The sequence below is a fragment of the Burkholderia sp. MSMB1835 genome, from assembly GCF_001526365.1.
Classification (GTDB): Bacteria; Pseudomonadota; Gammaproteobacteria; order Burkholderiales; family Burkholderiaceae; genus Burkholderia.
Genome location: NZ_LOYP01000005.1, coordinates 1 through 13332, shown reverse-complemented (window position 1 = coordinate 13332; position 13332 = coordinate 1). Strand labels below are relative to the sequence as shown.

18 protein-coding genes and 1 pseudogene are annotated in these 13332 nt (G+C 65.0%); 12 read left to right on the top strand and 7 right to left on the bottom strand.

Annotated features, from left to right (window positions below; all coding sequences use genetic code 11):
* Positions 1-8: 8 nt before the first annotated feature.
* Positions 9-713: a glutathione S-transferase N-terminal domain-containing protein gene (locus tag WS96_RS03290; RefSeq protein WP_059830650.1), complete on the bottom strand. Its 705-nt coding sequence runs from the start codon at positions 711-713 to the stop codon at positions 9-11.
* A gap of 171 nt (positions 714-884) precedes the next feature.
* Between WS96_RS03290 and WS96_RS34325 the strand changes: the two are divergent.
* The 8 genes and pseudogenes from WS96_RS34325 to WS96_RS03255 form a co-directional block, all read left to right on the top strand.
* Positions 885-1101 (top strand): annotated as a pseudogene (locus WS96_RS34325) (alpha/beta hydrolase); the annotation flags it as partial.
* Positions 1102-1410: 309 nt separating this feature from the next.
* Positions 1411-1797, top strand: coding sequence for a type II toxin-antitoxin system death-on-curing family toxin (locus WS96_RS03285; protein WP_059498911.1), 387 nt, complete (start codon positions 1411-1413; stop codon positions 1795-1797).
* Positions 1798-2181: 384 nt separating this feature from the next.
* Positions 2182-3348 (top strand): ABC transporter substrate-binding protein, encoded by a 1167-nt coding sequence (locus WS96_RS03280; protein WP_034207323.1) that lies wholly within the window; start codon positions 2182-2184, stop codon positions 3346-3348.
* A 49-nt stretch (positions 3349-3397) separates the two neighbouring features.
* Positions 3398-4477 carry an ABC transporter ATP-binding protein gene (locus WS96_RS03275; RefSeq protein ID WP_059830649.1) on the top strand — a complete coding sequence of 360 codons (1080 nt, stop codon included), beginning with the start codon at positions 3398-3400 and terminating at the stop codon, positions 4475-4477.
* Between the two features lie 49 nt (positions 4478-4526).
* Complete coding sequence (locus WS96_RS03270; protein ID WP_059830902.1) at positions 4527-5399, top strand: ABC transporter permease; 873 nt, start codon at positions 4527-4529, stop codon at positions 5397-5399.
* Positions 5399-6322, top strand: a complete 924-nt coding sequence (locus WS96_RS03265) for an ABC transporter permease (RefSeq protein WP_059830647.1) — start codon at positions 5399-5401, stop codon at positions 6320-6322. Before WS96_RS03270 ends, WS96_RS03265 begins: the two co-directional genes overlap by 1 nt.
* A 119-nt stretch (positions 6323-6441) precedes the next feature.
* Positions 6442-6879, top strand: a complete 438-nt coding sequence (locus WS96_RS03260; RefSeq protein ID WP_059830646.1) for a hypothetical protein — start codon at positions 6442-6444, stop codon at positions 6877-6879.
* 199 nt (positions 6880-7078) lie between these two features.
* Complete coding sequence (locus WS96_RS03255; protein WP_034207327.1) at positions 7079-7291, top strand: hypothetical protein; 213 nt, start codon at positions 7079-7081, stop codon at positions 7289-7291.
* 208 nt (positions 7292-7499) lie between these two features.
* Here the strand turns inward: WS96_RS03255 and WS96_RS33980 are convergent, their stop codons facing one another.
* The gene (locus tag WS96_RS33980; protein WP_179949911.1) at positions 7500-7676 is read right to left on the bottom strand and encodes a hypothetical protein; all 177 of its coding nucleotides are present in this window, start codon (positions 7674-7676) and stop codon (positions 7500-7502) included.
* Positions 7677-7804: 128 nt separating this feature from the next.
* On the opposite strand from WS96_RS33980, the gene WS96_RS03245 reads away from it, so the two are divergent.
* The 3 genes from WS96_RS03245 (at position 7805) to WS96_RS03240 (ending at position 8868) form a co-directional block, all read left to right on the top strand.
* Positions 7805-8176 (top strand): GFA family protein, encoded by a 372-nt coding sequence (locus WS96_RS03245; RefSeq protein WP_034207334.1) that lies wholly within the window; start codon positions 7805-7807, stop codon positions 8174-8176.
* Positions 8173-8301: a hypothetical protein gene (locus WS96_RS34320; protein WP_257127842.1), complete on the top strand. Its 129-nt coding sequence runs from the start codon at positions 8173-8175 to the stop codon at positions 8299-8301. Before WS96_RS03245 ends, WS96_RS34320 begins: the two co-directional genes overlap by 4 nt.
* Positions 8302-8412: 111 nt before the next feature.
* Positions 8413-8868 (top strand): MarR family winged helix-turn-helix transcriptional regulator, encoded by a 456-nt coding sequence (locus WS96_RS03240; RefSeq protein WP_006482257.1) that lies wholly within the window; start codon positions 8413-8415, stop codon positions 8866-8868.
* 52 nt (positions 8869-8920) lie between these two features.
* On the opposite strand, the gene WS96_RS03235 is transcribed toward WS96_RS03240, so the two are convergent.
* The 5 genes from WS96_RS03235 to WS96_RS03215 form a co-directional block, all read right to left on the bottom strand.
* The gene (locus WS96_RS03235) at positions 8921-9637 is read right to left on the bottom strand and encodes a GNAT family N-acetyltransferase (RefSeq protein WP_059830642.1); all 717 of its coding nucleotides are present in this window, start codon (positions 9635-9637) and stop codon (positions 8921-8923) included.
* A 168-nt stretch (positions 9638-9805) separates the two neighbouring features.
* Complete coding sequence (locus WS96_RS03230; RefSeq protein ID WP_059830640.1) at positions 9806-10135, bottom strand: DUF4148 domain-containing protein; 330 nt, start codon at positions 10133-10135, stop codon at positions 9806-9808.
* A gap of 66 nt (positions 10136-10201) precedes the next feature.
* The gene (locus WS96_RS03225) at positions 10202-10528 is read right to left on the bottom strand and encodes a DUF4148 domain-containing protein (protein WP_059830639.1); all 327 of its coding nucleotides are present in this window, start codon (positions 10526-10528) and stop codon (positions 10202-10204) included.
* A gap of 64 nt (positions 10529-10592) precedes the next feature.
* Positions 10593-10919, bottom strand: coding sequence for a DUF4148 domain-containing protein (locus WS96_RS03220; RefSeq protein ID WP_059830637.1), 327 nt, complete (start codon positions 10917-10919; stop codon positions 10593-10595).
* Positions 10920-10985: 66 nt separating this feature from the next.
* Positions 10986-11405: an organic hydroperoxide resistance protein gene (locus tag WS96_RS03215; protein WP_059830901.1), complete on the bottom strand. Its 420-nt coding sequence runs from the start codon at positions 11403-11405 to the stop codon at positions 10986-10988.
* Between the two features lie 732 nt (positions 11406-12137).
* On the opposite strand from WS96_RS03215, the gene WS96_RS03210 reads away from it, so the two are divergent.
* Positions 12138-13151, top strand: coding sequence for a hypothetical protein (locus tag WS96_RS03210; protein WP_059830635.1), 1014 nt, complete (start codon positions 12138-12140; stop codon positions 13149-13151).
* Positions 13152-13332: the final 181 nt, after the last annotated feature.

The window sequence follows — 13332 nt, the reverse complement described above, 5'->3', positions numbered from 1 at the left end:
GCCTGGTCTTAATCGCGCGCCGGGATATTGAGCCCGCGCGCGACGGCCGGCCGCGCAACGAACGCGTCGAGCGCCCGCTTGACGTGCCGGAATTCGCTGAAGCCGACCAGATCGCCCGCCTCGTAGAAGCCGACCAGGTTGCGCACCCACGGGAAGATCGCGATGTCGGCGATCGTGTAGGTATCGCCCATCACCCACTGGCGGTTCGCGAGATGCGCGTCGAGCACGCCGAGCAGGCGTTTCGATTCGGCGACGTAGCGGTCGCGCGGGCGCTTGTCCTCATAATCGCGGCCGGCGAACTTGTGGAAGAAGCCGACCTGGCCGAACATCGGCCCGATGCCGCCCATCTGGAACATCACCCACTGGATCGTCTCGTAGCGGCCCGCGAGATCCTTCGGGATCAGCTGGCCCGTCTTGTCCGCGAGATAGATCAGGATCGCGCCCGATTCGAACAGCGGCAGCGGCTGGCCGTCGGGGCCGTTCGGATCGATGATCGCGGGGATCTTGTTGTTCGGGTTCAGCGACAGGAACTCGGGCGACATCTGGTCGTTCGTGTCGAAGCGCACGAGGTGCGGCTCGTACGGCAGGCCGGTTTCCTCGAGCATGATCGACACCTTGACGCCGTTCGGCGTCGGCAGCGAGTAGAGCTGGAGACGGTCGGGGTGCTGGGCCGGCCACTTGTGCGTGATCGGGAAGGCGGACAGATCGGGCATGAAGGTTCGCTCGTCGAAGTGAATGATCCGCGCCCGCCCGTGCCGCCGCGCTCGCGCACGGTTCGCGGCGCGGCGGCGGGGCGGGGCGCGCCGAAAGCGCCCACTGTAGCCGATCCGGGAAATCGATGCAGGGGCCGGTCGCGCCTGCGCCTGTGCCGCCTGGCTGCGCATCTGCCATTCCCGAGCATCGTCCCCGCGAGCCGCAACGATCCGCTCGCGTGCTTCGAACGCACCGAGACGCTGACGGCCGGATGGGGCAGTCAGTCGTTCATCTCGGCATGTCGGGCATCTTAATCCGGCATCCGGCTACGGCGAGTGGCGTGATGCGGAGCGGCTGGCCAACGAGACGATCGCGCTCGGCGAAGGTCGCTCCGGTCCGAGGGATTGACGCACCGATACCGTTTGCCCGTCCCGGGCCTCCTTCGCCGGTTCGTCGGGTGCTATGATTGCCGGTGATATGGCCACCTGTATGACAACGGGGTAAGCGGCTGATTGTTATCGTTTTTTTAGTGGGTATCTGTCATGGCTCCCAAGAGAAAGGTGCTGTACGGGGTTGAACTGAAACCCCGCGCAATCATTCGTCCCACGACGGAGGTCAAGGCTTCGACCGAGACCGAGAAAGGCGATGTGCTTCGCGCGGCGCGAAAAGTCATTTCGGAACACCGGGACGTACTAATCGCGTTGAAGGATCGCTGATTTGCTGGATCTCGACTACGTCATCACCATCCACGACGAGATCATCCGCGATCTCGGCGGCCTCGGCGGTTTCGCGCATGCAGGCCGGGGCGGAGTCGAGGCCGCCCTGCAACGCGTCGACAATCATGTCCATTACGCGGGGCTCGATGACGTGTTCGGCATTGCGGCGACCTATGCCGTCGCAATCGCACGGGGCCACGTGTTCAATGATGCAAACAAGCGTACTGGCCTCACTTGTGCGTTGACGTATATGGAACGACAGGGCATCTCGATTCCTCGTCTAGCCGATCTCGAAGATCTCATGGTCGATGTTGCCGACGGCAGCGTGACGAACGAGGAACTGGCCGAGTATTTCAGTGCGGTCTGGGAATTGTCCCTGTCTCGCTGAAAGCGGGGCCCGCCGGGCCATTTTCTCGCCATGTCTCCGCCAATGGCTACTCGTCGATAAACAACGGGCACGAAGATTCGATTACTCGCGCCGGACGGCCGTCGGGCCTGGCATCCATCCCGCGAAATATGCCGGTTGTGCTTGGTCGCCGCCCCGGTTTCAGCCTGATCTCGCATCGATATACGATGTCCTAACTCATATCGTTCAGCGCTCCATTTCGGCCCTTGGCGTTCATTCTGCCTGCCGGATCGCCTCATCGTAGAAGGGTTTTTGTCAGGGAAAGTCCCGCCCCGCATTCCGTGGTTTTTTGTTGACCGACATCGTATAACGCCGTCATGATTTCCTGACAAGAAAGGTCCCATCCACCGACCGAAGTGAGGAGACATGAACACCACCCCGATCGCTCGCCGTGTCCGCCGGATCGCACTCGCACTGGGCTTCGCGCTGTCGGCCGCCGCAGCCGTTGCCGCCCCCGTATCGCTGAACATCGTCGACGTCGCAGGCAACCTGCAGCTCACGCAGAAGGCCATCGAGGCGTTCAAGGAGAAGAATCCGAATCTCGTCGCGAACGTCACGTTCACGAACGCGCCCGCGCCGCAGTTGCCGGGCAAGATCAAGGCGATGCAGGCGGCGGGGCGCTCGGACATCGACCTCGTGCTGACGGGCACCGACGCGCTGGCCGCCGGCATCGAGCAGAACCTGTGGCAGAAGCTCCTGCCCGACAACGCGGCCGCCTTCCCCGGCGTACTCGACAAGTACGCGCCCGGCCCGCGCAAGATGCAGGATCTCGCGCAGGGCTTCGGCCTCGAGGTCACCTACATGCCGGCCGGCCCGCTGCTCGAATACAACCCGGCGAAGGTCAGCGCCCCGCCGAAGACGCCCGATCAACTGCTCGCCTGGTGCAAGGCGCACCCGAACAAGCTGATCTATGCGCGCCCGGCGAACTCGGGCCCCGGCCGCACGTTCCTGATGGGGCTGCCGTACGTGCTCGGCGACAAGAATCCGCAGGACCCGATCAACGGCTGGGACAAGACCTGGGCGTTCCTGAAACAGTTGAACGACTGCGTGCCGTACTACCCGGGCGGCACGTCGGCGGTGATGAAGGAACTCGGCGAAGGCACGCGCGACATGACCGTGACCGTCACCGGCTGGGACCTCAACCCGCGCGCGCTCGGCATCGTGCCGGCCGAATTCAGGATCCAGGCGTTCGACGACATGACGTGGGTCAACGACGCACACTACATGGTGATCCCGAAGGGCGTGCCGAAGGAAAAGCTCGACGTGCTGTTCAAGCTGATGAATTTCCTGCTCGAACCGGCGCAGCAGGCGATGACCTACGACGACGGGTACTTCTATCCGGGCCCGGCGGTGAAGGGCGTGACGCTCGAGATGGCGCCCGCGCACAGCCAGGAAGTCGTGCGCAAGTTCGGCCGTCCCGAATACGCGAAGCTGCTCGCCGATCGCCCGCACGTGCAGCCGCTCAGCGCGCAGGCGATGGTCGCCGCGTTCCAGAAGTGGGACCGCGAGATCGGTTCGCAGAAATCGAAGTGACGGCTGAACCGGCGGGCGCCGCGGCGCCCGCGTCGATGGAGTTCGTGGAATGAAGCACGGTTTCGAACGGTTGCGGCTCGACGGCGTGTGCCGCAGTTTCATCAATGCGCAAGGCGCCCAGGTCGCCGCGCTGAACGGGCTCGACCTCGAGATCCGGCGCGGCGAGTTCATCGCGCTGCTCGGCCCGTCGGGCTGCGGCAAATCGACCGCGCTGAACTGCATCGCCGGCTTGCAGCCGCTCACGCGCGGCGGCATCTGGCTCGACGACACGCGCATCGACGTGCTGCCGGCCGAGCGTCGCGGCTTCGGGATGGTGTTCCAGAACTACGCGCTGTTTCCGCACATGTCGGTGCTCGACAACGTCGGCTTCGGCCTCAAGATGCGCGGCGTGCCGAAGCAGGAAATGCGGCGGCGCGCGCAGCAGGCGCTCGAGCTCGTGCAGCTCGTCGGCCACGAAGGCAAGCTGCCCGGGCAATTGTCGGGCGGGCAGCAGCAGCGCGTCGCGATCGCGCGCGCGATCGTGATCGAGCCGCCGCTCGTGCTGATGGACGAGCCGCTGTCGAACCTCGACACGAAACTGCGCATCGAGATGCGCGCGGAGATTCGCCGCATTCATACGCAGCTCGAACGCGCGACGATCTACGTCACGCACGACCAGGACGAGGCGCTGTCGATGGCCGACCGCATCGTCGTGATGAAGGAGGGCGTCGTGCAGCAGGTCGCGTCGCCGAAGGACGTGTACACGCGCCCGCACAACCTGCATGTCGCGCGCTTCATGGGCTATCGCAACGTGCTGCCGTTTACGCTCGAAGGCATGGCCGGCGATCGCGTGAGCGTCGCGTCGGGCGGCGTGCGCCTCGCGGGCGTGCCGATGGCCGGCTTCGACGCGAAGGACGTCGTGGTCGCGCTGCGCCCCGACGACGTCGAGCGCGCGGAACAAGGCGCCGACAACGCGTTCGACGCGACCGTCGAGACGGTCGAGTACGGCGGGCGCGACTCGCTGATTCGCGCGATCACGCCGTTCGGCGCGATCTGGGCCCGTATGGCCGGCGAGTTCGTCGAAGGCGAACCGCTGCGGTTGCGCGTGGCGCCGGCACGGACGCTGGTCTATCCGGGAGACGTGCAATGAACGGGCTGCGCCAAGCGGCATGCACGGCGGCATCTCGAGCGGAGGCCGCATGAGCACGCTCGCGACCGGCGGCGCGCCGCGCGACGCGAAAGCGTGGCTCGTCACGCCGGCGCTCGCGTTCATCGCCGCGCTATTCATCTATCCGTTCGCGTACGGTCTCGTGCTGTCGTTCCAGCCGATGAACGGCGGCGGCGCGCTCGCGAACTACGTGCAGTTCTTCACCGACACCGCCATGTGGCCGACCGTGCTCGTCACGCTGAAGCTCGCGGTGCCGGCGACGCTGCTCAACGTCGGCATCGCGGTGCCCGTCGCGTTCGCGCTGCGTCGCAACTCGCCATACCAGAAGTGCGTCACGACGCTGCTCGTGATTCCGGTCACGCTCGGCACGGTGCTCGTCGCCGACGGGATGCTCACGTATTTCGGGCCGAACGGCTGGTTTCCGCAGGCGCTGCAGGGGCTGCACCTGTACACGGACGAAGTGCGCCTCACGCACAACTACTGGGGCGTGCTGCTGTCGCTGATCGTGTCGGGCTTTCCGTTCGCGTTCCTGCTGATGCTGTCGTACATCAGCGGCATCGACCCGACGCTCGCGCGCGCGGCCGCGACGCTCGGCGCGAACCCGTGGCAGCAGTTCCGGCAGATCTACCTGCCGCTGCTCGTGCCGGGGCTCACGATGGCCGCGTGCCTGTCGTTCGTGCAGGCGTTCTCGGTATTTCCGTCGGCCGTGCTGCTCGGCGCGCCGGCCGGGCCGACGCGCGTGATCTCGATCGCGGCCGCCGAAGCCGCGTTCGAGAGCTACGACTATTCGCTCGCGTCGGCGATCGCGATCGTGATGGGCTTCGTGCAGTTGCTGGTGGTCGCGTCGATGCTCGGCGCGCGCCGCTTCTTCTATACGGGCGCGGTGACGGGAGGCAAGGGCTGATGGCGACCGACGATCATGCCGCTCGCACGTGGCCGCCGAAGCACGATGCACCCGACGCGCGCCCCGTCGACACGGGAAAACCGCACAGGATGAGAAGCAACCTCGCCGGCCGCGCATGGAAGGTGCTCGTGTGGGCGCTGATGGCGTTCTTCCTGCTGAACGTGATGCTGCTGATCGCGACCGTCGCGGTGAATTCGGTCGCGACGCGCTGGTTCGGCACGCCGTTGCCGCAGGGCTTCACGCTGCACTGGTATGCGAAGGCGTGGGAGGACTTTCAGCTCGCGAGCGTGCTGTGGGTGACCGTCGAAGTGGTCGGCGCGGTCGTGCTGCTGTCGATCGCGCTCGGCGTGCCGGCCGCGTATGCGCTCGCGCGCGTGCAGTTTCGCGGCAAGCGCTTCGCGCTGCTGGTGTTCCTGCTGCCGCTGATGGTGCCGCCCGTCACCTACGGGATCCCGATGGCGACCGTGATGTACAAGATCGGGCTCGCGGGCACGCTGCCAGGCGTGATCCTCGCGAACCTCGTGCCGGCGCTGCCGTTCGTGATCCTCGTGATGACGCCGTTCATCGAGCAGATCGATCCGAACCTCGAAGCCGCCGCGCGCATCTTCGGCGCGAACACGTGGCGCTATTTCCGTTACGTGCTGCTGCCGCTGCTGGTGCCGGGCATGCTCGCGGCCGGACTGCTCGTGCTGGTGCGCACGATCGGGATGTTCGAGCTGACGTTCTTCACCGCGGGCCCGAGCACGCAGACGCTCGTCGTCGCGCTGTATTACGCGGTGTTCTCGACCGGCGTGCGCGCGCCGCAGTCGATCGACGCGATGGCGATGATCTACATGGCGATCACGCTCGTGTGGGTCGTGATCGCGCTGCAGTTCGTCAGTCCGACCCAGCTCGTGAGCCGCGTGAAGCAGGAGCGGCAGTAGGCGAGGGCGTCGTACGCGCGCGCGAGGCGCCGGCAGCGTGCAATTGGTTACAAATGGATACCGCGCACGACGCGCGGACGTTGCAGACTACGCGGCGTTTCCCCGATCGACGGATATCCATGAAGGTTCAAACGCTGCTGACACTCGCCGGCGCCTCGACGCTGCTGGCCGCCTGCAACCTGCTTCACGACGGTCCCGGATCGAGCGACGTCGACGCCGCCGTGCGCCGCGCGCTCGAAGCGGAAAACCACGGCGGCCTGAACGCGCTGTTCGGCCAGCCGCTGCCCGTGTCGGCCGACGTCGTGTCGGCGAAACCCGACGGCGACTGCAAGAAGCTCGGCGATCGCACGTATTCGTGCGACGTCGTGGTCACGTGGCGCAACGCCGATTACTCGCCGTCGCGCGCGAACCTGACCTTCGTGAAGGCGGCCGACGGCGCGTGGCAGACGTCGGGCGTCGACGCGGCGATCGTGACGGGCACCGCGAAGTCGCTGATCGACCATATCGGCAACGCGTGGCCGGGCAATGCGGCGAGCGGCGCGTCGGCGCCGCAGTGATGCGCGGGCGGCGAGCCTTCGTTCTCTTCCCCGGATAGGCGGCGCGGGCCTTGGCGGCCGCAGCGCTGCGCTTGCCCCGGTAAAAAGGGCGCGAGCGTCGCGCCCATCTCGTTCGAACGCATCCTCGGTATGCAGACAGGGTTATAGGGAAAACCCTTATCTCAAGGTATAATTTCGGCCATGAGAGAAAGGTCATACCATGCCTGAACGCTTCCAAACCCTTGAAAAATTTGTGTTTTCCGTCGTCGTGATGTCCGCCGTCGTGTGCTCGGCCTTCCTCGCGTACGAGCGTCATCCCGAGATCAAGATCGCGCTGCACGAAGGCGAAGCGCTGATGCGCGAGAGCGCCAGGTACTCGGTGATCTGCTCGCCGTCCAAGGTCGATCCTTGCGTCGAGATGTCCGCCTACTGAGCCGGAGCCGCCTTTCCGCTTGCCGGACTTGCCCTGCATCGCCGCCGGTCGGGATATGTTGAAGCAGCGTCCATCCGGTATTCGGAAACCGGCCGCAAGACAGGGCGGATGCACGAACCCGTTACGTGCCGAGTCGCTGGCGTAAGCAGCGCCGCATCCGGTCGGCCCCGCTTCGAGCAATCGAGCGGGGCCGTTCTGTTTGTGCATGTCACGCGACATCCCGCAGCGCGCCGCCAACAAAAGCGGCGACGTTGCGCGTCGCGCCACGCGGGTCGTCCACGAATGGGCGGGACCGGCAGCGCCGCTGGCTCGCGCGCTGCCGGCAGCCGAGCCGTTCGCGGCGCTCGAACGCGAAATGCGCGCGGCAATCGAGCGGACGCAGCACGTGCCGGGCTGAGCGCGCGCGCCGCGGATTTGCAATGTCCTGTATCTGCGCCGACCGTCGATACAGTGCGATACAACGCCCGCACGCGGGTTCGCTATAAAGCAGACATGACCGTTTCGGAGCCCACCATGTCTGCCACCTGGTTCAAAGGGTCCTGCCATTGCGGGGCCGTCAAATTCGAAGTCACGACGGCCATTGCGCCGGCCGTGCGCTGCAACTGCAGCCTGTGCCGCCGGCGCGGCGCGCTGATGAGCCCGATGTTCGCCGCCGCCAACCTGACGATCGTCGAAGGCGAGGGCGTGCTGACGTGCTATCGCTTCAACACGCACACCGCGCGCCACTATTTCTGCAGCCGGTGCGGCGTCTATCCGTTCCACCAGACGCGCAAGGATCCGGCATGCTGGCGCGTCAATCTCGGCTGCCTCGACGGCGTCGATCCGTATGCGCTCGACGCGACGGTCGCCGATGGTGCGAGCCTCTCGGTCGTGGAGGACGCATGAAACGCTGGCTGATGATCCTGCTGTTTGCCGCGGGCGGGCTCGCGACCGAAATCGCGCATCCGGTGCAGTGCACGTTGTTGTCGGTCAGCCGTCAGCCAACCGGCAAGCGCCGCAAGCCGGGCTGAGCGGGCGCGGTGCGCACCGGTCGATCGACACCGATTATCATGCTTCCGATAAGATCGCATGCGATATATAATGCGATCGTCTGCGACCCTTCGCGTCGCTGGAGGAAGTCCATGAAACCGACCGAAACCCCGTCGCCCGCCGCGCCGAAGCTGTCCGAGTTCCTGTGCTTTGCGATCTACTCGGCGAACCTCGCGTTCGGCAAGGCGTACAAGCCGATCCTCGACGAGCTCGGCCTCACGTATACGCAGTACATCACGATCATTGCGCTGTGGGAGCAGGACAACCAGACCGTCGGCCAGCTCGGCGAGAAGCTGTTCCTCGAATCCAACACGCTGACGCCGATCCTGAAGAAGCTCGAGGCGATGGGCTATCTGGAGCGGCATCGCGATCCGTCCGATGAGCGCCAGGTGCTCGTCAGCCTGACCAAAAGCGGTCGCCGCGTGCGCGAGAAGGGGCTCGACATGAACCTGGTCGAAGCCACCGGCCTGAAGCCGGACGAGTTCGCCAAGGTGCAGAAGGCGATCGTCACGCTGCGCGGCAACCTGATCCGGTCGACCGAAGCATAAAGCCATCCGGACACGGCAAGCGGCCGACGCGAGAATCGCGCCGGCCGCATGGTCACGCGCGCGCGTCGCCCAGCACCAGCAGGCGCATCTCGCGACGGACGACGAAACCGAGCGCGAGATAGCGTTCGATCGCCACCTGGTTCGTCGTGAGGACGTGCAGGAAAGGCGTTTCCGCACGCGCACCGATCGTCGCGATCAACGACCGGATCAGCCGCGCGGCCAGCCCTTGCCGCCGAAACGCGGCATCCACGCAGACGGCGCTGATCTCGGTATATCCGCCGACCTGCATCCGCTGGCCCGCCATCGCGGCCAGCCGGCCTTCACGGCGCACGCCGATGTAGTGGCCAAGCTCGAACGTGCGCGGCCCGAACGGGCCCGGCTGCGCGGCGGCGGTCAGCGCGAGCATGTCCGGCACGTCGGCTTCGCCGAGCGGGACAGATTCCGCGTCGTGCGTCGGATCGAACGTCCGTTGCCAGGTCATTTGAAGCAACGTCGCGCGCCGGATCACCGACAAGCCTGCCGGCGGCTCGATCTCGTCCGGCGTGACGAGCGCCGCCGGCCCGTGTGCGGCGATCAGTTCGCGCAGCGCATCGAACGACGCCGGGCTCGTGTCGTCGATCGCGGCAAACGGCGCGATGGCCGCCGGGAACCGCAGCGCGCGGCACTCGCCGAGCGCGAAACGGCGCTGCCTGCCCGCGAGCGCATTCCAGACAACCCGGTCGAGCACGTGCGCATCGCCTGTCGCGTTTCCGGTCATGGCGTCCGGCATCGGCGGCTCCTGGGTGGAAGATGGGGTGCCGCACAGAATAATCCCGGATCCGGCGAATAGGTAGCGGCGACGATGCAGTCCGGGACGACACAAATAATAAAGCGCACACGATTACATCGCATGCGCTTTATTTGATGGACGTCAGCGGCCGAATTCGCCGTAACGCGCTCAATGGCCGAAATAGATAGACCGCTCGGCGGTACGCACCGTGTTGCGGCTGCCGGACTGCGTGGCACCGCCGGCATCGCTGCCGTAACCGGCTGCCTGCATATCGGCCGCGACGGCATCGTGATCGCGAATCCGGTTCAGCGCGGCCTGGATGTTGTCCGGGTAATTCGGATCGTTCGGGCGATTCGGCTGGTAGCCGGCTTGCTGCAACGCGGCCAGTTCCGCACGCACCTGCGCACGCGTGACGGTGCTTTCGCCGGCAAAAACCGGTGCGGCGACAGAAGCCGACACGGCAACGAGAAGGGCGGCAATCAGTTGGGTCTTCATCATTCACCTCGACAGGGATTCAGGGTTTGCGCATCGCACGCCGGCCATCGGCGCCGTTCGTGCGTTCGTTCAATGGCCGAAGTAGATCGAGCGTTCGGCGAGTCGCGTCGCCGGCCGGCTACCCGACTGCGTCGCGGCGACGGCATCGCTGCCGTAACCGGATGCCGCAGCATCGGCCGCCACCGCGTTGCCGGCGTGAATGCGCGTCAACGCGGCCTGCAGGTCGTCCGGATAGTGCGGATCGTTCGCGCGGCCAGGCCGATAACCGGCCTGTGCCAGTTGGACGAGTTCGGCGCGGACTTGCGCGCGGGACACGACGGCCTCGTCGGCAAACGCCGGTGCGGCGGCAGAAGCGGAAACAGCCACGAGAAAAGCAGCGATCAATCGGGTTTTCATCGTTCACCTCGACAAAATGGAATCAGGGATAAAGGGAATCAGGGTTCACGTACCGCGCGTGTGCTCAGTGACCGAAGTACACCGAGCGCTCGGCCACGCTTGCGACGTGCCGGCGGCCGGATTGCGTCGCGGTGTCGCCGTCGCTGCCGTAGCCGGACGCGGCGGCGTTGGCCACGACGGCATCGTTGGCGTGGATCTGCGTCAGCGCGGCCTGCAGATCGTTCGGGTAGGTGGCGTCGGTCGCGCGGTTCAGCGGATAGCCGACGCGTTGAAGCTGCGCGAGTTCGGCGCGCACCTGCGCACGCGTCACGGTGGCTTCATTGGCAAACACCGGAGCGGCAACGGTAGCCGAAACAGCGACGAACAGGGCAGCGATCAGTTGGACTTTCATGTTTCACCTCGATGGAAAAGGAATCGGGAATTCGGGAGGGCAGCGCTCGGCCGCCCGATGCCACGGTCAGGCGATCCGGATGTCGACGTCGATGTTGCCGCGCGTCGCTTTCGAATACGGGCAGGTCTGGTGCGCGGCGTCGACGATGCGTTGCGCGACGTAGCGCTCGAGCCCCGGCACGCTCACGTTCAGCCGGGCCTGCAGGAAGTACGCGTTGCCCGCCGTGCCGAGATCCACTTCGGCGTCGACCGCGAGATCGGCCGGCAGCGTCACCTTCGCGGCGCGCGCCGCAAGCTGCATCGCGCCGATGAAGCAGGCCGACCAGCCGGCTGCGAACAGCTGCTCCGGGTTGGTGCCGGTGCCCGCGCTGCCCGGCGACGACAACTGGATGTCGAGGCGGCCATCGGAACTGCGCGCGGCGCCGTCGCGGCCGCCGGAAGTCGTATGCGTCTTGCCCGTGTACAGCACTTTGTCGATCTTGCTCATCATTTGCTCCGTCGGTTGGTTTGTCTCAGATGCGATTCGATCGCATGCGACGCAGTTTCCGCTTGATGATCACCCACGTCAAGCGCATTCGATTAAATCGCATGCGATATTTTGTATTTCAATGTATCTGGATCGTGTAGCGCCTTGCTGGACAAGGCTTTCAGGCGATTCCGGCGACGACGGCCGGACATCGACGAACGGCGAACGATTCCGGAAAGGCCGCGGGAAAGCGGAGCAGTCGTCCGGTCAACGTTTCCCTAAAGCGAACAGGCGCCTCGTCATTATTTCGCTTTCTACAGCGCACCGTCTCTCCCAGCCTTGCCGGCCCCGATCGCGAGCGACCCGCCGACGGCCTGCGCTTGCACGGACAACGAGCGCATTCGAAACGGAGACGTTACGTGTCGCGCGACGACACCGCGCCGGGTGGCTCGACGAGTACGGATTCGCGGCGCGCGGCGCGTCGATCCTTCTGTCGCGGAACGCGCAGTTGGATCACACAACACTACCGTCCGGATAAGATAACTTTTCTTATCACAATGGTCTCATTGAAGATCAAAACTGACGTCCGCTGAAACGCGCTCGACCCGACGCACTCTTATGCCCTGATACCGAATGTGCTCGCCATCAGGGCAGGGGAATTGCCGTAAACGCGTGTTCGACGCCTGCTGTCCGCCGCCTATAATCGTTATCAACTTTTCCCGGAAAACGCGCTTACCAAGGTGAGGAGGCCAAATGGGGGAGTGCCGTTACATCTGTTCGCGCTTCGTCCTCACAAGCTCGATCGCCGGCCTGACAATGCTGGCGTGCCCGGTACACGCGCACGCCGAGGAGGGTCCGTCGAGTAGTTCGCCGAGCGGGCTCCAATCGGAGAGAACGCTCAACGCCTATGCGGTGTACGGCGACGGACGAGCGACCGAGGGTGGCGATATGCATTGGCGCGCGTACGAAGTCGGCTTCGGTGACGTCTTGAACGATTACCTGTCGGTCTACCTCGCGTACATGAACGAAGGGCATCCGTTGAATCACCACCGTGACGGTTTTGCCGCCCTGGGTTCGTTTCGTTGGCCGGTCGGCAGTCGCCTGGCGCTCGAATTTTCGGCGGGCCCGTATTTCAGCATGGACACGACACATGTCGACGGCGAGCCACGCAATGACAAGCGTTGGGGCGTGCGTGCGTCGGCAGCGGTGCGGTATTACGTCGTTCCCAAGCGCTTCTTTCTCAAGGTGCAGTACAACCACGTCCAGATGATTGGCGGATTCAATTCCGACGCGGTGCTCTTCGGCATCGGCTCGGATTTCGGCGGCGATCCCGGCCCTGCGTTTTCGGACGGCAAGACGCAGATCGGCGTTTGGGCTGGGACGTCGCAGACGAACCGTCCTCAAGTGCCGATCGAAAGGGGGTACATGGTCGAAGTCAAGCGGCCGCTCGGCAATGCGTGGGCCTATTCGGCGAGCTTCGTCTACGAAGGCAACAATGGCGTTGCCGGCCGACGCGGCGTGGCCGCGCAATTCTGGTACGTCGCGCCGATCAAGAGCAAATGGACGCTGTCGGCAGGCGTCGGTCCATATCTCTCGCGGGATCGGAACGATGCCTCGGGCAGGACGCGACTCAATGCGATGCTCAGCGCGCAAGTGACTTATCAGGTGACGAACGATTGGGCGGCGAGCCTGCGCTTCAATCGTGTCGCAACCCGCAACGACAAGGACCAGGACATGTTCATGGTGGGCGTGGCGCGCAATTTCTAGGCATTCGTTCTTCCGCGCCCGCGCATTCTGTTGGGCAAAACCGGCGGGACCGCGCTACGTATCCTGAAAGCGGACATTTGAGCTTAGCTGCTACAACCAAATGCCATACCCGGATTCAGATGTCCACCTTCCAGCCATTTAAAAATGTCCGGTTTCAAGGTTGGTTTTGCAGCGTTTCTTT